Source organism: Acidicapsa borealis, from assembly GCF_059115245.1.
On sequence record NZ_JCACNY010000001.1, the window covers coordinates 712,940 to 732,740 of the forward strand.

At 60.3% G+C, this 19,801-nt stretch carries 15 protein-coding genes and 1 tRNA gene; 11 read left to right on the forward strand and 5 right to left on the reverse strand.

Annotated features, from left to right (window positions below; genetic code table 11):
• Position 1: 1 nt before the first annotated feature.
• The 7 genes from AC5S27_RS02950 to AC5S27_RS02980 all read left to right on the forward strand — a co-directional run bounded on the left by AC5S27_RS02950 (position 2) and on the right by AC5S27_RS02980 (position 9,405).
• Entirely contained in the window at positions 2 to 2,041 is a 2,040-nt protein-coding gene (locus AC5S27_RS02950; protein ID WP_493933090.1) for a PP2C family protein-serine/threonine phosphatase, read from the forward strand.
• The gene (locus AC5S27_RS02955) at positions 2,034 to 3,935 is read left to right on the forward strand and encodes a PP2C family protein-serine/threonine phosphatase (RefSeq protein WP_493933091.1); all 1,902 of its coding nucleotides are present in this window, start codon (positions 2,034 to 2,036) and stop codon (positions 3,933 to 3,935) included. Before AC5S27_RS02950 ends, AC5S27_RS02955 begins: the two co-directional genes overlap by 8 nt.
• Before the next feature lie 11 nt (positions 3,936 to 3,946).
• On the forward strand, positions 3,947 to 5,314 hold the full coding sequence (locus tag AC5S27_RS02960) for a PP2C family protein-serine/threonine phosphatase (protein ID WP_493933092.1): 1,368 nt from the start codon (positions 3,947 to 3,949) through the stop codon (positions 5,312 to 5,314).
• A gap of 54 nt (positions 5,315 to 5,368) precedes the next feature.
• Positions 5,369 to 6,778 carry an APC family permease gene (locus AC5S27_RS02965; protein WP_493933093.1) on the forward strand — a complete coding sequence of 470 codons (1,410 nt, stop codon included), beginning with the start codon at positions 5,369 to 5,371 and terminating at the stop codon, positions 6,776 to 6,778.
• A gap of 27 nt (positions 6,779 to 6,805) precedes the next feature.
• A complete protein-coding gene (locus AC5S27_RS02970) occupies positions 6,806 to 7,255 on the forward strand; it encodes a hypothetical protein (RefSeq protein ID WP_493933094.1) in 450 nt (149 codons plus the stop codon).
• Between the two features lie 118 nt (positions 7,256 to 7,373).
• On the forward strand, positions 7,374 to 8,771 hold the full coding sequence (locus AC5S27_RS02975) for a serine hydrolase domain-containing protein (RefSeq protein ID WP_493933095.1): 1,398 nt from the start codon (positions 7,374 to 7,376) through the stop codon (positions 8,769 to 8,771).
• 106 nt (positions 8,772 to 8,877) lie between these two features.
• On the forward strand, positions 8,878 to 9,405 hold the full coding sequence (locus AC5S27_RS02980) for a hypothetical protein (protein WP_493933096.1): 528 nt from the start codon (positions 8,878 to 8,880) through the stop codon (positions 9,403 to 9,405).
• Positions 9,406 to 9,534: 129 nt separating this feature from the next.
• On the opposite strand, the gene AC5S27_RS02985 is transcribed toward AC5S27_RS02980, so the two are convergent.
• Positions 9,535 to 10,758, reverse strand: a complete 1,224-nt coding sequence (locus AC5S27_RS02985; protein WP_493933097.1) for a Gfo/Idh/MocA family protein — start codon at positions 10,756 to 10,758, stop codon at positions 9,535 to 9,537.
• A 167-nt stretch (positions 10,759 to 10,925) separates the two neighbouring features.
• Here AC5S27_RS02985 and AC5S27_RS02990 point away from each other — a divergent pair, with 167 nt between their 5' ends.
• On the forward strand, positions 10,926 to 11,696 hold the full coding sequence (locus AC5S27_RS02990; RefSeq protein ID WP_493933098.1) for an alpha/beta hydrolase: 771 nt from the start codon (positions 10,926 to 10,928) through the stop codon (positions 11,694 to 11,696).
• Between the two features lie 103 nt (positions 11,697 to 11,799).
• Here AC5S27_RS02990 and AC5S27_RS02995 read toward each other — a convergent pair whose 3' ends face one another.
• On the reverse strand, positions 11,800 to 14,361 hold the full coding sequence (locus AC5S27_RS02995) for a glycoside hydrolase family 3 protein (protein ID WP_493933099.1): 2,562 nt from the start codon (positions 14,359 to 14,361) through the stop codon (positions 11,800 to 11,802).
• A 134-nt stretch (positions 14,362 to 14,495) separates the two neighbouring features.
• On the opposite strand from AC5S27_RS02995, the gene ffh reads away from it, so the two are divergent.
• Both ffh and AC5S27_RS03005 read left to right on the forward strand, forming a co-directional pair.
• A complete protein-coding gene (ffh, locus tag AC5S27_RS03000) occupies positions 14,496 to 15,887 on the forward strand; it encodes a signal recognition particle protein (RefSeq protein WP_493933100.1) in 1,392 nt (463 codons plus the stop codon).
• Between the two features lie 35 nt (positions 15,888 to 15,922).
• Positions 15,923 to 16,582, forward strand: coding sequence for a peroxiredoxin-like family protein (locus AC5S27_RS03005; protein ID WP_493933101.1), 660 nt, complete (start codon positions 15,923 to 15,925; stop codon positions 16,580 to 16,582).
• A gap of 3 nt (positions 16,583 to 16,585) precedes the next feature.
• Here AC5S27_RS03005 and AC5S27_RS03010 read toward each other — a convergent pair whose 3' ends face one another.
• A complete protein-coding gene (locus tag AC5S27_RS03010; RefSeq protein ID WP_493933102.1) occupies positions 16,586 to 17,791 on the reverse strand; it encodes a M48 family metalloprotease in 1,206 nt (401 codons plus the stop codon).
• Positions 17,792 to 17,943: 152 nt separating this feature from the next.
• Between AC5S27_RS03010 and AC5S27_RS03015 the strand changes: the two genes are divergently transcribed.
• Positions 17,944 to 18,020 (forward strand) — tRNA-Met (locus AC5S27_RS03015).
• A gap of 94 nt (positions 18,021 to 18,114) precedes the next feature.
• On the opposite strand, the gene AC5S27_RS03020 is transcribed toward AC5S27_RS03015, so the two are convergent.
• Positions 18,115 to 19,320, reverse strand: a complete 1,206-nt coding sequence (locus AC5S27_RS03020) for a tyrosine-type recombinase/integrase (RefSeq protein WP_493933103.1) — start codon at positions 19,318 to 19,320, stop codon at positions 18,115 to 18,117.
• A gap of 113 nt (positions 19,321 to 19,433) precedes the next feature.
• Positions 19,434 to 19,694: a helix-turn-helix domain-containing protein gene (locus AC5S27_RS03025; protein ID WP_493933104.1), complete on the reverse strand. Its 261-nt coding sequence runs from the start codon at positions 19,692 to 19,694 to the stop codon at positions 19,434 to 19,436.
• Positions 19,695 to 19,801 lie beyond the last annotated feature (107 nt).

Genomic DNA, 19,801 nt, shown 5'->3' on the forward strand with positions numbered 1-19,801 from the left:
AATGCCTCGATTTGCAGTTTTTCCGCGGTTCTTTGCGGTTCTGTTTGTCCTGTTCGCTGCGATAGGCGGCGCGGTGCCGACTTACGCTCAGGCAACAGGCGGCCCGTTGAAACTGGCCGGCGTGGGGCGAGCGACTTTACCGGTGGACGGGCTGTGGAAGTTTCACACGGGCGATGATCTCAGGTGGGCTGAGCCGGGCTTTGACGATTCGGGTTGGCAGCCGATTCTGGTGGGTCGGGACTGGGAGAGCCAGGGGCATCCGGGTTACACGGGGTTCGCGTGGTACCGGCGGGAACTGGTGCTGGACGCGACGATTGAGAAGACGGCGAATTGGCATCTGGGCTTGTACTTGCCGAATGTGGACAGCGCGGCGGAGGTGTACTGGAACGGGGTGAAGGTGGGCAGTTACGGCAGGGTGCCGCCGAATCCCGTCTGGTACGGCTTTGCCCCACATACCCCGCTGACGATAGACCTGGGACCGGCGAGGAGCGGGGTGCTGGCGATTCGGGTGTGGAAGGCTCCGTATGTCTATTTGAGCTTTGAAAACGAGGGCGGGATCGACATGCCCCGCGTAGGCAGCCTGGAGGCGGTGCAGGGACGGGCGACTGCAGCGGTCTACCGTAGTATGCAGCGCACGCAGCTGAACATGGCCGTGGCGCGGGTATCAGCCCTGGTTGCCGTGGTGGCGCTGCTGATCTGGCTGGGCAATCGTAAGCAGCGAAGGCAGCGGATGCTGCTTTGGCTGGCGCTGGCGATGGCGTTTCCGTTTGAGGTGTATCTGGTTGGAGTTGCCGGGAACCAGGTATCGTTCAAGCTCGCTTATGCGCTGATCGGGCCGACGGTGGCAATCAACGATCTGGCCGTCTGGATGCTGCTGATCGCGTTGCTGGGTTTGGAGGACCGTCCGCGGCTGGTGCGATGGACGTGGATTATTGGGGTGACGGCGCTATGCCTGGACCTGGTGGATACGGTCTGCCAATTTTTTGACTGGACGAGTTGGCCGAATCATCTGTTTCTGCATATCGATGTGGGTGTGACTGTGCCTGCCGTGCTGATGGAGCTTTGGGGCATTGTGCTGGTGCTGGCGGCGCTACGCAAGCGGCTGGATTTGGCGCGGTGGATTCTGGCAGTTGCCGTGTTCTTGAGCGACTTGCGTCAGGCTGTGGAGGATATTGGCGGGCTTGGCGAACGCTGGACGCACTGGAGCTTTTTTGAATTCATGGGAGCGCCGCTGTTCAAGATCGGCGAGAGTCCGGTGACCGTTTCTACGATCGCGTCTACGTTGCTGCTGATCTCCCTTTTGTATGCGGCGTGGCGGTATTCGACGGAGCAGAGCGAACGGCAGAGCGCGCTGATGCAGGAGTTCCGCAGCGCACAGGCGCTGCAGCAGGTGCTGGTGCCGGAGGCGCTACCGGCGCTGGCTGGCTATTCCGTGACGAGCGCGTACCGGCCGGCGCAGGAGGTAGGCGGGGATTTCTTTCAGCTGATTCCGCTGCCGGAGGATGCGGCGCTGCTGGTGATTGGCGACGTAAGTGGTAAGGGATTGCCGGCGGCGATGGCGGTGGCGATGATTGTGGGAGCGATCCGCAGCACGGCTGAGGCGACGGAGGATCCGGCGGCGATGCTGGAGGCGCTGAATCGCCGTCTGCATGGGCGTCTGCGCGGCGGCTTTGCCACCTGCCTGGCGATGCGCATGGATGCGGCGGGGAGGTGCGTGATTGCCAATGCGGGGCATCTGCCGCCGTTTCTCAACGGGCGGGAAGTGGAGATTGTGCCGTCGCTGCCGCTGGGCCTTGCGCCTGCTATGGAATACGAGTGTTCCGAATTGCAGATGGCTGCTGGCGATCGACTGACTCTTTATACGGATGGGCTGCTGGAGGCGCGCAGTGCGGACGGCGAGCTGTTTGGATTTGCGCGGATCGCTGGGATAGCGGCGCAGTCTGCGGAGGCAATTGCGGAGGCGGCGCAGGCCTTTGGGCAGGATGACGATATTACGGTGCTGACGGTTACGTTCGCGAGCGACGAGGTGAGCCATGTTTAAGCTTTGGCTGACGACGGTGCTGGTTGGGATAGCGCTTCTGGGACCGCCAGCGCTGGCGCAGTCTTGGATAGCAGCGCCGGGGACGCGGTATCACTTTGGCGATGACGTGCGGTGGGCCGATCCGGGATTGGACGACAGTCACTGGCCGATTGCGCCGGAGGGGCGATGGCCTACGCCCGCGTTCGACTCGGACGGCATGATCTGGGTGCGGGTTCATGTGCAGCTGCCGCACGGCTTCGGCAACTCGACCAGCCCGCTGGGCCCGCTGGCGCTGTGCCTGTGTGAGGGTTTGGGCGAGCAGCGCGGAGCGCGGCAGATCTTTGTGGATGGGAAGCTACTGGGCGGCTATGGAGGACTCCCACCGCATGCGGAGTCGCTTGTGTCCCCGAGGCAGGCTGTGTTTCCGTTGCGGGCGAAGGAATTGGAAAGGCCAGGGGAAGCGTTCGTGGTGGCTATGCGGATTTGGCTTCCGCCAGCGTATCGCGACGGGGCTACGAGCGAATCGCGCGTGGTGATCGACCGGTTGGACGTGGTGACTCTCCGGGACCGGGATGCGCGGCGGACGGCGGCTGTAGCCCAATCCGTTGAATACGGGTTGAGTCTGCTGCTACTGCTGCTTGGCTTGGGCATTCTGGCGCTCTGGGTGGCGACTCGGCGGCGCGAGCTGGGACTGTTTGCGCTGATCCTGCTGCTTGGGCCGCTCACCATTGTCTTTCAGGATGCGACCTCGGCCGGATTTCTGCCGATCCCCACTCGCGTGTGGATCTTGATTTACTTCCCGCTGATGCTGGTCGGTTCCCTGATGTTGCTGGAATTCATCTGGACATCGCTTGCTTTGGGCGGGCGTTACTGGAAATATCTCGGATTCGCGGCGTCGTTTTTTGGATGTATGGCGATGGTGGGGTTCAACTGGGCGCACCAGGGCACGAGTGTGGTGGCTCTGTGCGAGACTCTTGAGGATCGCCTGTTCGATCTTCGCAGCGTCATTGAATTCATTGGTGCCTTGTGGGGGCTGTTTGCCAGGAAAAATCGGCGGCTCATGGCTGCTGTGCTGGTGGTTTTTGCAAGCACACCCTTTACCGAACAATTGATCCGAGATCAAACCATCGTGCTGGGTGGCGTGGTTATTTCGATCTTCAGTACTGGCCTGCTGCTCTGGGAGTTTGCTGTTGCGGGGGTGCTCATGCGTGGCGGATGGCGGCAATGGCGCGCCAGCACGGAGCTGCGAGTGCAGTTCGCAGCGGCGCGCGAGGTGCAGCAGCGGCTGGTGCCGATGCAACTGCCCAGCGTGCCGGGCTATGCGCTGGAAGCGGCGTATTTGCCCGCAAATGACGTCGGCGGGGATTTTTATCAGGTGCTGGCGCAGGAGGATGATTCAACGCTTGTCATCGTGGGCGACGTGAGCGGCAAAGGATTGAAGGCGGCGATGACGGGGGCGCTGGCGATTGGGGCGATTCGCACGCTGGCGGCGGAAGGTCTGAGACCGGCGGAGTTACTGCGCCGGCTGAACGAGCAGATTGGGGCGGCGCAGGATGGCGGGTTTATTACCTGCATTTGCGCGCGGCTGGAAAATGACAAGCTCACGATTGCCAATGCCGGGCATCTTTCGCCGTATCGGAATGGGGAAGAAGTGGTGGTGGATTCGGGGTTTCCGCTGGGGATTGTTGCCGGGGCTGAGTATGGCGAAACGGTGGCGACTCTGGCTGCGGGGGACCGGATGACGTTTCTTTCCGATGGAGTGCTGGAGGCGCGGGCGGAGGATGGGGCGCTCCTGGGGTTTGAACGCATGGCGGAGTTGAGCATCCAGTCGGCGGCTGAGATTGCGCAGGCGGCGCAGGCCTTTGGGCAGGATGACGATATTACGGTGCTGACTCTGGCGCGGGTGGGGGCTTAGAGATGGGGATTTTGGGTGGTGCGAGAACCCCCGCTGTGCTGCTTACGGCGGCGTTTCCGATTTCACTCAATCCGTTGTTTACGCCGATGTCCATGGCGGACCGGCTGCACCAGAGTCCGGACCTGATTCTGGGGGCTCTCGAATTATCGCTGTCAATCGCTTTTCTTTCTTTGTATTGGGTCGCTCGGGACTTCCGCGTGTTTCGCATCCTAAGTCTCTTCTATGTGCTGCTGGGCCTGGAACAGTTCATGGAGTATGCCGGAGCGGATCCGATCGACTGGACGCTGCGCGCGCTGGCTGTGGGCGTGATTGTAGAGGTGGCCGGGCAGGCGTTGAGCATTCGGGATCGCCGTTGGACGCGTCTCTTTTGGCCGTTCTATTGTCTGGTGTTTGTGGGGGCGTGGGTGCCGTCCTTGAGGGGACTTCGGGATCTTGGCGCGGCATCGGAAATACCTCTGGGGATCCTGATCTATCAGGGGTTCCGGCGCGGCGGACGGGTGGAGCGGTTGATTGCCGTGGCCTTGTCCCTGCATCTTCTGGTACGAATCACGATCTTCCCGACGGTATCTCGCTTGACCGGCCAGAGCAATTTCATGGTGATCGGTGGATGGCGTGTTCGCTTAACCGCGTTGACGCTGACCACGCTGGGCGCTACAACGCTGATTGTCTTTGCACGAGTCCTGATGCGCGACCGGGCAGAGAAGCACCGGCTGGCGACTGAGTTTGAGTCGGCAAAAGCGGTGCAGCAGGTGCTGGTGCCGGAGGAGATTCCGGCGGTGGCTGGCTTTGAGATTGCCGCTGTGTATCGACCGTTCGGTGAGGTGGGCGGGGATTTCTTTCAGATCCTGCCTGTGGCCGGCGGCGCACTGGTGGTCATCGGCGATGTGAGCGGGAAGGGACTTCCTGCTGCGATGCAGGTTTCGCTGCTGGTTGGCTACGTGTGTGCCTTAGCAGACTACCTACAGAGCCCAGCGGAGATACTTGCGGCCATCAATCGCCACATGATCGGACGGAGCAACGGCGGCTTTACGACATGCCTGGTGATGCACGTGGACCGGGGTGGGTTGATGACGATTGCCAATGCCGGACACATCGCTCCTTACGTGGACGGATGTGAACTTGAGATGGAGAATGGTTTGCCGCTGGGACTGGCGATGGATATGCCGTATTCGGAAAGCAGGGTGATGCTCCAATCGGGGCAGCAGGTGACGCTGATGACAGATGGGGTGGTGGAGGCGCGATCGGCGGGTGGTGGGTTGCTGGGGTTTGAACGTGTAGCGGCGATGGCGCGGAAGACCGCTGGAGAGATTGCCGATGCAGCGCAGGCGTTTGGTCAGGATGATGACATTACTGTGCTGACGCTGGTGCGCGAAGGTTGATGTGATTCAATGCACATATTCGGGCACGCCAATTCTTGTTGAAGACGGAGGCGCGTGAGTACATCTGCTGTCAATGCTGAACAAGGGCTGAAGAAAGAGCTGCGGCTGCGGGATCTGGTGCCGATGCAGATCCTGCTGATGGTGGGCGTGAGCTGGGCGGGAATTGCGGCCAAGCAGGGTTCGACGCATCCGACGATCTGGATCATGGGCATCCTGATCTTCTTTCTGCCGCAGGCTTTCGTGGTGCGGTACTGTGCGCTGCAATGGCCGATCGAGGGCGGGGTGTACCAGTGGGCAAAGTTTGCACTGGGGCCGCTTGCGGGGTTTATGAGCGCGTGGAATTATGCGCTCTACGCAATTTTCCTGGTGTCGCAGCTGGGCATTCTTACGGTGACGAGCCTGAGCTATGCCCTGGGGCCGAGTGCGGCGTGGATGGTGAATAGCACGCCGTTAACGCTGGCGATCGACGGGGTGCTGCTGGGTGGAGTGCTGGCGATCAATGTTGTCGGTTTTCATTTTGGAAAATGGATCAGCCACTTTGGCGCGTGGATGATGGTGATTCTGGCGCTGACGTTCTGCGTGCTGCTGGTGTGGCATCCGGCGGCTACGGCGGCGCATCCGCATGTGAATCCGCAGGTGCCTTTTTCGTTCGTGCTACCGGCCTTCACGCTGCTGGCGCTGAACCTGTATACGAAGGTTGCTTTTAACGCGTATAGCGGGTTGGAGCAGGTGGCGGTTTTTGCCGGGGAGATGCGCGATCCGGGGCGGCTGATTGTGCTTTCGGCGTGGATTGCGGCGCCGGCGATTGTGGTGATTTATGTGTTGATGACGGGGTCGATGCTGACCTATGTGCCTTCGGGGGAGATCGATCTGGCAGGGGCGATTCCGCAGACGCTGGCGGCGGCCTTTGGCGGCAGTGGGACGGGCGTGTGGGTGGGGCGGGCGATGATCCTGGCGCTGGCGGCTTACACCATCTGTTCCTATGCGCTGATTACGGCGGAGACAAGCCGGTTGCCGCTGGTGGCAGGCTGGGACGACTTACTGCCGAAGTGGTTCACGGAGCTGCATCCGAAGTTTGGCACGCCGGTGAAGAGCCTGGTGGTGATTGTGGCTACGGCAGCGGTTTTCAGCGTGCTGGCTAGCGTGAATGCGGGGCGGCAGGAGGCGTTTCAGTTACTGATTACGAGCGGGCAACTGCTGTTCGGGCTCTACTATTGCGCGATGTTTGCGGTGCCGCTGTTTGCCGGGAAACGGTTTGGGAAGGCGCCGGGGTTCTGGTTGAAGGTGTGCGCTGTGTTGGGATTGATCGTGACGGTGGCGCAGACGGTGCTTTCGCTGGTGCCGATCGTGGATGTGAGCAGTTCGTGGAGCTACGCGGCTAAGGTGGGTGGGGCGGGGTTGGTGATTAATCTGGTGGGCGCCGGCGTATATTGGACAGGAACTCGGCGACGCCGCGCTGCGTAGTCCTGGGCACGTGTTGGGGAGGGATAAATGCTCCAGGTACAAGCGGAGGAAAGAGACTGGCTGCGGTCGCGTTCGGAAGCAACGGTGCCACTTTGGCGGATGTATACGCTGCGACTCAGTTATCTGATCCTTGCTGCCGGGTTGGGAACCTTCATCTGGCCAAACGTGATCACGCATACATCAGCGACCGCCGAGACCTCGGGCGTGCGACTCAGCCTCCTAGCTGGGCTGGGTCTCACCGCAGTGTTGGGTTTGCGGTATCCGGTGCGGATGATTCCGCTCTTGCTTTTCGAACTGATCTGGAAGGCGATCTATCTGGCGGCTTTTGTTTGGCCGCTGTGGCGAGCGCACCAGCTGAGTGACGCGATGCAGGCGGATGCGATCTCTGTGCTGATGGTGGTGATCTTTCTACCTCTGATTCCGTGGGGCTATGTGTGGCGGCAATATGTCAGTGCTCCGGGAGAGCGATGGCGCTGAGCTTCCACGGCAGTTGAGGCGAACGTGACGCGGAAGTGGAAAGCGTGTTCCGTTCTTCAGGGGAGTTTTTGTACTGCTGATAGATTGGCTTAGTGAGAACGAGGAGAAGAATCGGATCATGAAGAAAATGTGCGCTGCTGTCCTGTGTGTGCTCGGATTTACTTTGAACAGCGCGGCTTATGGGCAGACGGTCGATACCATTGATAGCGCGCTGCGCGCCAGGATCGACCGCGTGGCGGCGCAGGTGCTCGAGGCGCGTGGTGTGCCGTCGGCTTCGATTGCTGTGGTGAAGGGCGGGAAGCTGGTCTACACGCATGCCTATGGGAAGGCGCATCTGGAGCCGGTGAAGATGGCTACGCCGGAGATGCGGTACTCGATTGGGTCGGTTTCGAAGCAGTTTACCGCGGCTGCGATTCTGCTCTTGCAGGAGCAGGGGAAGCTTTCGCTGGACGATGCTGTCGGCAAGTATGTGCCGGGGTTGACGCGTGGGGATGAGGTGACGATCCGGCAGATTTTGAGCCACACGGCGGGGTATCAGGACTACTGGCCGGAAGACTATCTCATGACTCCGATGATGAAGCCGGAGACGGCGCAGCAGATCCTGGATACGTGGGCGAAGAAGCCGCTGGACTTTGAGCCGGGAACGAAGTGGCAGTACTCGAATACGAATTTCGTGATTGCCGGGTTGATCGTCGAGAAGGTTTCCGGGCAGAAGCTGATGGAGTTTCTGGGCGAGCATATCTTTCATCCGCTGGGGATGAAGTCGGTATGGGATTCCGATGAAACGAAGCTGACGTCGACCGATGCTACGCCCTATGTGCGGGCGGCGCTGGGGCCGCTGCGGCTGGCTCCGAAGGAAGGCCGCGGCTGGATGTTTGCAGCGGGCGAACTGGCAATGACGGCGCATGACCTGGCGCTGTGGGACGAGAGCCTGATTGCGCAAACGGTGCTGAAGCCGGAGAGCTACAAAGAGATGTTTACCGAGGTGAAGCTCAAGGATGGCAAGGGCACGCATTATGGTCTTGGCGTTGAGGTGACGGAGGAAGATGGCCATCGTTCGATTGAGCATTCGGGCGAGGTGACGGGGTTTGTTTCCGATAACGAAGTGCTGGTGGATGATGGTGTTGCTGTCGTCGTGCTGACGAACCACATGGCTGGTGGCGCGGAGCAGATTGCGCAGCTGGTGGGCTCGCTGGTGGCCGGTTCGGGTGAGAAGTCTCCGGAGGAAAAGCAGGCGCTGGCGATGTATACGGACTTACAGCACGGGAAGATCGATCGCTCGCTGCTGGCGCCGAATCTGAATGATTATTTTTCGGAGCAGACAGTGGCGGATTTTCGCGACAGCCTGGGGCCGCTGGGTGAGCCGCTGTCGTTTACCAAGCGCGGAGAGCAGCTGCGGGGCGGCATGACGCTGCGGGTGTACCGGATTGTGTATCCGGGGAAGCGGCTTTCGTTGAGTACGTATACGTATCCGGATGGGAAGCTGGAGCAGTTTCTGGTGGATCCGGCGGATTGATTGGGTATGTCGATAGCCGCGAGGCTTTGAGGCACGTGTGAACTGTCCTTCGTGTGGTGGGTTGGTCTCTGGCGAAGAGACTGTGTGTGGGCATTGCGGCGTTGCTTTGCTCGCTGCTCCAGATGCAATTGCGGTGGTAGCGGTCAAGCCGCTGCCACCGTTTTTCGCGGTGCCGGTCTGGAAGCTGGCGCTAATGTATTTGGCTACATTTGGGCTTTACGAGTTTTATTGGTTCTATCGCAACTGGCAGCGCATCCGGGTGCGTGAAGATCTGGATATTCGCCCTTCGTTGCGAGCGCTCTTCAGTATTTTCTTTTGCTTCGCGTGCTGTGCGCGGATCAAGGCTTATGGCGCCAGCCGAGCCGTTGTTCCCGCGCCGCCGATTGCGCTGTTGAGCCTTGTCTGGTTGCTTATTAAGCTGTGTGCGCTACTTCCTGAGCCTTTGGTCTTGCTGTCTTTGTTCAGTTTTCTTCCGCTGTTGTTCATTCAGGCATATGGGAACCGCATCAACGCACTGGAAGCGCCGGAACATGATCGCAATGCCCGGTTGACGGGGTGGAACTGGGTGGGGATCGTGGTGGGCGGTGGGGTGTGGGCTATCGACTTGCTCGTAGTGTTTTTGTCAGTTGGGTGAAGCGTCGGCGCGTGAGACTGCCTGGGACTGGAGCGCCTCACTTCGGCAGAACAGAAGACGGCAGAAGCAGATTCCCTTCGGGAATGACAAACAAGAAGACAACCACGCCTTAAGACGTCTTACATCTGCCTATGACTTTGTTGGCCAGGTCAGGTGGCCGTTGCCTAAGTAGGCCTGGTTGGCGATGTGGCCTGCTCTGGCTGCGGATACTCCTGTTTCCACTGGCGCGTTGGGTTCTTTGCGGGACTTTACGCAGTCGATGAAGTTCTGCATGTGGTCGATGGTGCCGTCGCGGTGGCTGGTTTCTGCGAGGACCGGGTTTTCCTTGCCGCCTACGCCTTCGTGGTAGAGGCTGAAGCCGCTGCGGGTGAGCTTCAGGGTAGCTTCGGTGCCACGAAATTCGAGGCCGCCGTCATCGATGCTGCTGGCCATCATGCCTTGATAACTTACGTCGAAATTGTTTTTGCCATTCGCGGCAGGGTAGCGCAGTTGTGCCTGGATGGTGTCGGGGCAGTCCCAGTCGAGGAAGACGTACTTGTCGGCGAGCATCTGGACGTCGCGCGGCGTGTCGGACTGCATGGCCCAGTGAACGACGTCGATCCAGTGGGTGAAGAGGTCGGTCATGGCGCCGCCGCCGAAGTTCCAGAACCAGCGCCAGTGGAAGAATTTTTCCTTGGTAAACGGCTGGTCGGGGGCGTTGCCGAGCCAGGCTTTCCAGTCGAGGCTGGCGATGTCGACGGGGTGGTTGGAGGAGGTCCACGTCGGGTTCTTGGTATAGGGGGACTGATAGTTCTGCCACCAGTAGGTGCGGATCTGGACGATTTTGCCGAGGCTGCCGGACTGGATGAGGGAGACGGCGTTGCGGAAGTGGTCCCAGCTACGCTGCTGCATGCCGCACTGGACAATGCGATTGGACCCGCGCACGGCCTTGGTGAGGGCAGCGCCTTCTTCGATGGTGTGGGTGACGGGCTTTTCGAGGTAGACGTCTTTGCCGGCGGCGATGGCGTCGGTGGCCATCTTGAGATGCCAGTGGTCAGGGGCGGCGATGAGGACTGCGTCAACCTCCTTGTTGTCGAGCACGGAGCGGTAGTCGAGATGGCTGGCGGCCGGGTTGGAGCCCATCGTGACGGAGCGCTCGACGACGGCGTCGCGGCGGGGCTTGTAGGCATCGCTGACAGCGACGAATTCGACAGGAGCGACACGGTCGGCGCAATCGAGCAGAGTGCCCATGCGGCCACCGGGGCCGATGATGCCGAGGCGCAGGGTTTCGTTAGCCCCGAAGGCGCGGGAGGAAGCTAGCGCGGTGAGTCCGCTGGCGATGAGGAAGCTGCGACGGTTGGGCTGCAGAGTCATGGTGCTCCTGTGGGTTGAAGGCCGCGGACCATTATGCACGACTAAGGGTTGGTTGGGCGCGGGCAAATTTCTGGTGCTGCATTCCTGTTAAAATTTGATGAATACGGAAGGTACGTGAAGGAATGTTGGCAGGGAAATCTGGCAGGGCAAGCAGGGCGCATCGGTGGTTGTTTACGCTCTCGCTGACGTGCCTCAGCAAAGGCATTGTGGCGCGGGACCGGTGGATGGGCCGGCTGCCGGAGGCTGCTCCCGAGGTTGCCGCAAAGTCTGTTGTGACGCGGCATCGCATTGCCAGCGGCAGGAATGTGCTGGACGCGGTGATGGTTACGCCGGTCGAAAGAGCGGATTCGGCGCTGTTGATTTGCCACGGGATTGGCGAGACGGTGGAGTACTGGCTGGCGACGCAGCAGTTTTTGGCGGCGCATGGGGCGGTTACGCTGGTCTTCGATTATTCGGGGTATGGGCGGAGTACGGGGCATATCGATGTTGCGCAACTGGAGCGGGATGCTGAAGCCGCGTTTGCCTTTTTGCAAGCGCAGGTGGCTGAACTGCCGGTGTCGATCATGGGGTTTTCGCTGGGAAGCGGGATCGCTGCCGCGGTGGTTTCGCGGGTGCGAGCTGCACGCCTTGTCTTGTGCGCTTCGTTTACCTCATTTCGCGATGCGGCCTTAAGTGGTGGCTGGCCGGGATGGATGCGGTTTGCGGTGCCGCCGATCTGGCATTCGGCGGCTACGGTGGGGGATTGCGCCGTTCCGGTGATGATTGTGCATGGTTCGGCGGATTCGCTGTTTCCTGTGCAGATGGCGCGCGAGCTGCATGGCCGCTGTGGCCAGGACTCGGAGTTGGTCGTGGTGCCGGGGGTTGGGCACAACGAGCCTTATCTGCTGCCGCTACTGCCCTATTGGGGGCCGGTGCTGCGGTGGATTGGGTGGGATTAGGTTCCTTGGCAGAGGGAACAGCAGATTCCCTTCGGGAATGACAACTAAAAAGCAAAGGCAGGAGCGGTTTGATTCGCTCCTGCCTTTTTTGCGTGGGGTGCGGCTAGTGATTGGTGCTGGTCAGAGTGAGGCTGGCTTTGAGCGGGAGCGATGCTACGGAATCGCCTACGGAGATGGTGAATTTCGTTGAGCCGATGGTCCACTTCTTCTGCGTCACGTCGTAGTAGGAGAAGGAGCGGCTGTCGAGTGGGATGGAGACGTGTTGCGTTGCTCCGGGGGCTAACGAGACGCGTTCGAAGCCTTTTAGCTCGTGGGCTGGACGGTCGATCTTTGGGGCGTCTTCGGTGACGTAGACCTGGGCGACCTCCGCGCCTTCGCGCTTGCCGGTGTTGGTCAGGTCAAAGGTGACGGTCGCGCCTGTTGAGGTTGGGGAGACCTTCAGATTGGAAAACTTGAAGGTGGTGTAGGAGAGGCCGAAGCCGAAGGGAAAGAGCGGTTCGGTGTGGTTCTTTTCGTAGCCGCGATAGCCGACGTAGATGCCTTCCTTGTATTCAACCTTGATCGAGTCGCCGGTTGGGTAATAGTTGGCGAAGGTGGGGTTGTCTTCTGCGCGGCGCTCGAAGGTGGCGGGCAGGTGGCCGGAGGGGTTGATCTTGCCGAAGAGGATTTCAGCGAGGGCCTGGCCGGATTGCTGGCCGCCATACCAGCTCTGCAGAACGGCGGGGACTTTGTCGATCCAGGTTTCGGAGTCGACGTTGCCGCCGGCGGTGATGGCTACGATCGTCTTCGGATTGGCGGTGGCTACTTCGCGGATGAGCTCATCCTGTCCAAACGGCAAGGCAAAGGTGCGGTCGCCGGCTTCGCTTTCGTTGTCTGGCCAGTAGCCGGCTTCGACCAGGACTACGTCTGCCTTCTTCGCGAGTGCGATGGCGCTGGGGTTGACGATTTTGTCCTGCGGGGTGATGGCCAGGAACAGATGGCCTCCCACGGGGCTCTTCTGCCATTCCTCCACGACGACTTTGTGCGGACCGGCGGCCAGGTCGAGCGTAACGGTGGGTTGAAAGGCCCGGACGACCGTCCAGTTGTCAAAGATGAGCTTGTCGTCGACGTAGAGGCGGCATCCATTTCCCTCACCGGAGTACTCAAGCGCGACGACGTATTTCTCCGCTGCCGCCGCCTGGTAGTAGCCGGTGAAGCGGTGGGATATCTCGCTGGGCGGTGTTGCGAAAAGCTGCTCCATCAGAGCTTCAAGATTGGCAATGATCGCGGAAAGGCTCAGGCCGGCGAGGACGACGTGGGGGACGGTGGTCACTTTGGGTGTGCCGGAGAGCGTTGTGTTGCTGAAGGATTCCAGGGTGAGACCGGGTTTGCCGCCGGCGGATTCCGTCGTGTAACTGGTGGTGGACGCCAGGTGCGAAAGCGTGGGCAGGCCGCGGTCGTAGAGGACGGTGGTTGCCGTGCCGGCTTCATTGGAGATGCCTTCGAAGGCGCTGACCTGATGGAAGGGAACTACGCCGGCGCTCCCTCCGCCGACGGGGACGCCGGGGTAGGCGTCAGGGCCGATGACCAGGATGGTCTTAGGCTTGTCGAGCGGCAGGAGAGCGCCGGTGTTCTTCAGAAGGACGGTGCCTTCGCGGGCGGAGTCGAGTGCGGCGGCCTTGTTGCTGGAGTCGGTGAAGGAGATGCTGGTGTCCTTTTGAGCGCGGTCCAGCCATCCGTAGGAGGCCGCGAGGAGCAGGACGTGGCGGAGCTTCTCGTCGATGGTGGCTTCGGTGACTTTGCCGGCCTTGATGGCGGGAAGCAGGTTCTCTTTGTTCATGAATTTGCCGGAGGGCTCTTCGACGTCCAGGCCGCCGTTGGCTGCGCCGATGCCGTCGTAGGTTGCGTCCCAGTCGGACATGAGGACGCCGGTGAAGCCCCACTCTTTGCGCAGGATGTCGATATTGAAGTAGCTGTTCTGGGTGGCGTGGGTGCCGTTGATGAGGTTGTAGGAGTCCATGACCGAGGAGACGTGGCCCTGTTTCACTGCGGCTTCAAAGCCGGGCAGGTAGATTTCGCGCAGGGTGCGCTCGTCGACGATGGAGTCGGAATCGTGGCGGAGGAACTCGCTGTTGTTGGCGAGGAAGTGCTTGACGGTGGCGCTGACACCCTGCTGCTGCATGCCGGAGATGTAGTTGGAGGCGATCTGGCCGGTGAGGAATGGGTCTTCGCCGAAGTACTCGAAATTGCGGCCGTTGCGCGGGGAGCGATAGATGTTGATGCCGGGGCCGAGCATGAAGTGGACGCCGCGGGCGCGGGCGTCGCGGCCAATGCCACCGCCGACGCGGGCAGCGAGCTTGCGGTCCCAGGAGGCGGCGAGGTTGATGCCGGCGCCGTAGGTGGTCGACGGGAAGCCGGAGTTCGAGCGGGTGCCATAGGGCCCGTCCGACATGTTGAGCTCGGGAATGCCGAGTTTGGGCACACCGCGGAGGCCGAAGCCGGTGCCGCCGATATAGTCGATCTTCTCTTCGAGGGTCATCTGCTTGATGAGGGCGTCGACTTTCTGGACGTCTGCGGGGGTGGGTGTGTGGGGTGCCTGGGCGACGGCGGCGGCTACGAAAACTGTTAAGGACAGGACGAGTGTGGCGCAGAAGTTGCGGAAATCTTTGGACTTGTTTGCTTGCATGGGGCCCTCTTGGAATTCGGGGGAATTCTAGTCTCTTTGAACGGGAATTGTCGCATGCACGTCGTTTCCGAGGCCGATGTTCTGAGGTGGGCCGGCCCGCGATACACTTGAAGGGACGGAAAAGTGGGAAAACAATGTTTGAGAATTTGACAGAGAAACTGCAGCGCGCCTTTAAGAACCTGCGTGGTCAGGGCGTGTTGACCGAAGAGAACATCAGCGAGGCACTGCGGGAGATCCGCGTGGCGCTGCTCGAAGCGGACGTGAACCTGGGCGTGGTCAAGGACCTGATCGACCACATTCGCGCCAAGGCGATCGGGACCGAGGTCATGACGGCGCTTTCGCCGAGCGAGCAGATCGTCAAGATCGTTCGCGACGAACTGGTGGAGCTGCTGGGCAAGGATACGGCTCGGTTCAAATTTGCTTCCAAGCCGCCGACAGTCATCCTGATGGCCGGGTTGCAGGGTTCGGGTAAGACGACGACCTCGGGCAAGCTGGCGGTGTGGCTGAAGAAGGGCGGGCACCGGCCAATGCTGGTGTCAGTCGACGTGTATCGTCCAGCGGCGCGCGAGCAGCTCAAGGTGGTTGCGAAGTCGACCGAGACGCGCATCTACGAGGGCGATACCAAGGGCGAGCTTGCAGGATCGGCGCTGGTGGAGCGGCTGGCGAAAGAGGCACGGCGCGAGGCGACCATCATGGGTTGCGACACGCTGATCGTCGATACTGCCGGACGGTTGGGCATTGACGAAGAGCTGATGCAGGAGATGGAGCGGCTGAAGAAGCTGCTCGACCCGCAGGAAATCCTGTTTGTGGCCGACGCCATGACTGGCCAGGACGCAGTGAATTCGGCGCAGGACTTTCACCGCCGGCTGGGCCTGACGGGTGTGGTGCTGACGAAGATGGACGGCGATGCTCGCGGTGGCGCGGCGCTGTCGATCCGTCACGTCACGGGGCAGCCGATCAAGTTTATCGGCGTCGGCGAAAAGCCGGATGCCTTTGAGCCGTTCCATCCGGACCGCATTACCGGGCGCATTCTGGGGCAGGGCGATATCGCCGGCCTGCTGGAGCGCGCCGAGGGTGTGCTGGACCGCAAGAAGGGCGAAGAGTTTGCCAAGAAGGCGCTGCTGGGCGACGGCTTCTCACTGGAGGACTTTCGCGATCAGCTGCGGCAGATCAAGAAGCTGGGGTCGATGGAGTCGATTCTGAAGATGCTGCCTTCGGTGGGGCCGTTTGCGGGATTGCAGCAGGCTTCGAAAAATGTGGATGAGAGCCAGTTCACGCGGCTGGAGTCGATCATCAATTCGATGACGAAAAAGGAACGCCTGAACGCGGACATCATCAACGGATCGCGGCGCAAGCGCATTGCTGCCGGTGCCGGAGTTGACGTGCAGGATGTGAATGCGCTGCTCAGGCAGTATTCGCAGATGAGCAAGATGTTCAAGCAGATGGGCAAGGGCGGCATGGCCAAGCAGATGATGCGCGGCGGCATGGCCGGGCTGATGGGCGGGAAGCAGAAGTTCGGGCGGTAAGCCCGGCTTGCAGCAGGCGGAATCACTTGATTCAGATGACCAGTCTTCAGGACCAACTCGACGAGATCACTGCCAACACGCGGAAGCTGGTGCAGGCGGAGCGGCTCGCGGTGGGTGAGCGGGCGGTTGAAGAGCTGTTTGCTTCGGGGATCGAGGATCGCATCCTGCCGGTGGGAGCCAAGGCGCCGGAGTTTACGCTGCGGGATTCTGCGAACCGGCTGGTGAAGAGCCAGGATCTGCTGGCGGTCGGGCCGCTAGTCGTCTCATTTTTTCGCGGGCGATGGTGTTCGTACTGCGTGACGGAGCTTGAGACCTGGCGCGACCTGTATGGGCCGCTTCGCGAAAAGGGCGCGCTGCTGGTGGGGATTTCACCGGAGACGCAGCGGCAGTCGGATTTTGCCGTGCAGCAGCATGGGCTCGCGTTTCCGCTGCTGCATGATCCTGAGGCAAAGGTGGCGGAGCAGTTCGGGCTGGTGTACACGGTGCCCGAGTATCACCAGCGCTATTTGAAATCGATTCTGGTGAATCTGCCGTTCCTGAACGGCGAGGCAAGCTGGCGGTTGCCGATGCCGGCGACGTACGCGATCGGGCAGGATGGGCGGGTGCTGTTTGCCGAGGCGCACGCTGATTTTCGCGTTCGTCCGGAGCCGCAGGATGTGTTGTGGGCGTTGTTTCCTGCCGGCGGCTCCTGGTAGTTCCTATCGAGTCGCCGCTACCGGGCCTGTCCCTGTTGCAGCCTGGTTATATTGAGCCTCAATGAGTTTTTGCAGGTAGAGGCTCTGGTCGGGGTACTTGAGAGAACTGGTGTCCGAAGGCAGACTTTTTGGTGTGAGGAGCCGCCACGCTTCCGGAGCCTGTTTTAAGTCGTATCCTGCATCGCTCATCAGAGCGAGAGTCATGCGATTGCGCTGGCGCTGCAGAATGAGGGCCAGGCGGCCATCGGCGATGTTCGAACCGAACCAGGTCCCAGGCCATACTCCCGGAATGACCAGCCCAGCCGCGCCACCGGCGATTTCAGCACCGACAGCTGCGCGGGTGGCGCTCGAAAGCCGGACTGCCTGTCTTTGGAAATTCGCGGTGATGCCGTCTGCGAGGATGGCGGCGAGTTGGTCGTCTGTCTTGAGTCGCTCGAGGACCGGTTTCGGAAGCAGGATCAGGCCGTCGGGTGAGCAGACTTCTCCGCGAAGCTTGTCATTATCGACGGCGTAAAACTGGAAGCGGATCTTCGACGGGTGATCGTCAGGGAGCGCTTTTTGATAGGCGGGTACGAGGCTCATGCCGATTCGCTGCACCCTCGCCTGCAATGCGGGATCGTCGATAGCGCGAAAGCGGCTTTCCGAATCACTGTAGCGGAGCTTTTCCTTGTGTGCGCCCTGTGCGGGCGGTGTCGTGTTGGGGAACTCGACGGTGGCCGGGGAGACTTTCAGGTGCGCGAGGGCGACAAATTTGCTTGGTCCGGCAGGGACAAAGGTCACCTTGGAGACGGCAACGTCGCCGGATGGGCTGAACTTGCCTTCGTACTGGACCCAGACGTTGGTGGTGATGTCGGCAAGCGAGTTGAGCTGGCCGGAAAAGAACAGATCGGTTGACGGTGTGATTTGGAGGCGATAGCCGTCGGCCCGGAACACTGGATCGCGACCGCTGGAAATCACTTTATCGATCACTGCAAGGCCGGAAACCTTTCCACTGGTGATGTCCTGGCTTGGATCGTAGGGGATAGCCGCCGCCGGGGCATCTGAGGGCGGGGTTCGCGACGTTGTTTTTGCGGCGGCCGCGCCGGTTTCATGGGCTTGTTGCGCATGAGCGGTCACGGCGAAGCCAAGCGCGCAAGCCGTCAGCAATGCAGCGCGGAGAAAGGGGGCATTTCCTGGCACAGACCGGTCTAATTTCAACAAGCTGATCATGGATATCTCCCGCTTTCAGCAAGCGCCCGAAGAAAAGTGAACTCAGTATAGCTTGAAAACACCCAGAAATCCTCTTTCTACATGATTCTAAAAGGGATGCGTACGCATTGCCTTGGTTTGACCCCACCAGCCGAAGCTTGTTACAATCAGATTGCGGGGTGGAGCAGCCCGGTAGCTCGTTGGGCTCATAACCCAAAGGTCGTAGGTTCAAATCCTACCCCCGCAACCACTTAGCGAAACTTCCAACCCGGAATAACCCGGTGTAAGAGCAGCAACATTTGCTCCGCCGGGTTTTCGCACGTTTGGACGCTCACCTTCATGGGTTATGCGCTCCTCAAAATCCTGTTAACGACTGCTGCGTTTGCCTCGCGCTTTGCTTCCATCAGCGCGTTGCCGTACACGTTCATCGTGGTCGAGATTTGGGCGTGCCGCATAAGTTTCTGCTGCACTCCCATCGGTGCTCCGGTTTCGTCCAGCCAGGACCGGTAGGTATGCCGGAAGGTGTGCCAACCGATGCCGCCGTACTTGCCGGCAGCATCCCACCGCTCATCGTGCAGCGGAAGGCGCTTCCCGTTCGGAACGGGAAAATCGGTCTTGCACCATTCACCTGCGACGGCCCCACAGTTCGGGCAATCCACGAGACAGCAACCAGCGGGACGGATGTAGTCCTGCCCGATTGGCGACGCGTGGAAATGCCGCCCCGTCATGGGGCTGACGAAAAGCAGGTCCGACTCGATGATTCCGACGCTCTCGTCTCCCAACTTGGCGAGCGCCTCCCTCTCGGCTTCACGAATGAAGTCGAGCAGGATGGCGGCGAGGTCCGGATCAAGAGGCAGTTCGTCCTCCGAGTATTCCGTTTTAACCAGCTTCAGCCGACCATGGACAACTGCTCGAACGATCTGCATACTGAGCTTCCCGAAGTGGATGTCCGGCTTTTCGAGAGCCAAGACTTCCTCAACGCGGAGACCCGAGCATTGCGCGAGTAGCGCCATCATGCGGTAAGGCTGCGGAATCAGGGGAAGGATCAAAAAGAACTGCTCGACGGTGAGGATCACCGGTCGTTTCCGGCGTTTGCTGATGCCCTTGATTTCGACAAACTCCATCGGATTCCGTTGCCACTCCACCATCTCCCACAGCATGGCTTTCTCATACAGCCGATGTATGACTGCCTTTATGTGACCTTTGGTTTTGGGCGCGGCTTCCAGATTTCGTAACCACTCCTGGACGTTCATCGGCTTCAGACGAGTGATCCGAGTGGTTCCCCACTTCGCACGCACTCGCTTGATGACGCTGAGGTAGGAACTGGCTGTCGAAAAGCTCAGCTCGCCTACGTTGTCGCAGGATTCACCGGGTCGAACCTTCTTGATTTCAAGCAGGCGTTCTTCCTCAATGAAGCGATCCAATAACGTATCGAAGGTGGGCTCAAGGACGGCTAACGTCGGGTTGTCAGTATTGAGTTTGAGCACAAAGGTTTCCAAGTGCCGCTCGACCGCGGTCTGCGTTGGAAACTGCTCTGTGCTGAAGTACATGGATTTTTCCTTGCCGGTTTGGGGATCTGCGTACCGATACTCCCAAGCCGACTTGTTGTTGGCTCGCGGCACCCGCCGCAAATAGCCACGTTGGTAACGTTGCCGTGTGTGCTTCAAGGAAGCTGCTCCTGTCTAGTCACATCGGCCCGATCGGTTGTATTCAATTTTAGGCCAGTCTCAAGCCAGTGATTCAGCGAGCTGAGCCGAAATCTCCAACGTTTTCCTACCTTGAAAGCGGGGACTTCGTGCTGGCGGGCCTTGCCCTCAAGGGTCTTCCAGTGCATCCCCAGCACACTGGCCGCTTCATGTAGATCAAGAAGCGGCTCGAAGGCCGGAGTAAGGGTTCGTGGATCTGCTTTTGCGGCTGAGAGCATACAACCTCACTTTTGAAAGAACCCCCAAAGAGGGGCGGAGATAACGTACGTGCTCTGAAGATGGCCGAAGATGCCAGCAGAGTCCAATTCATCGGACGGGGTTACTT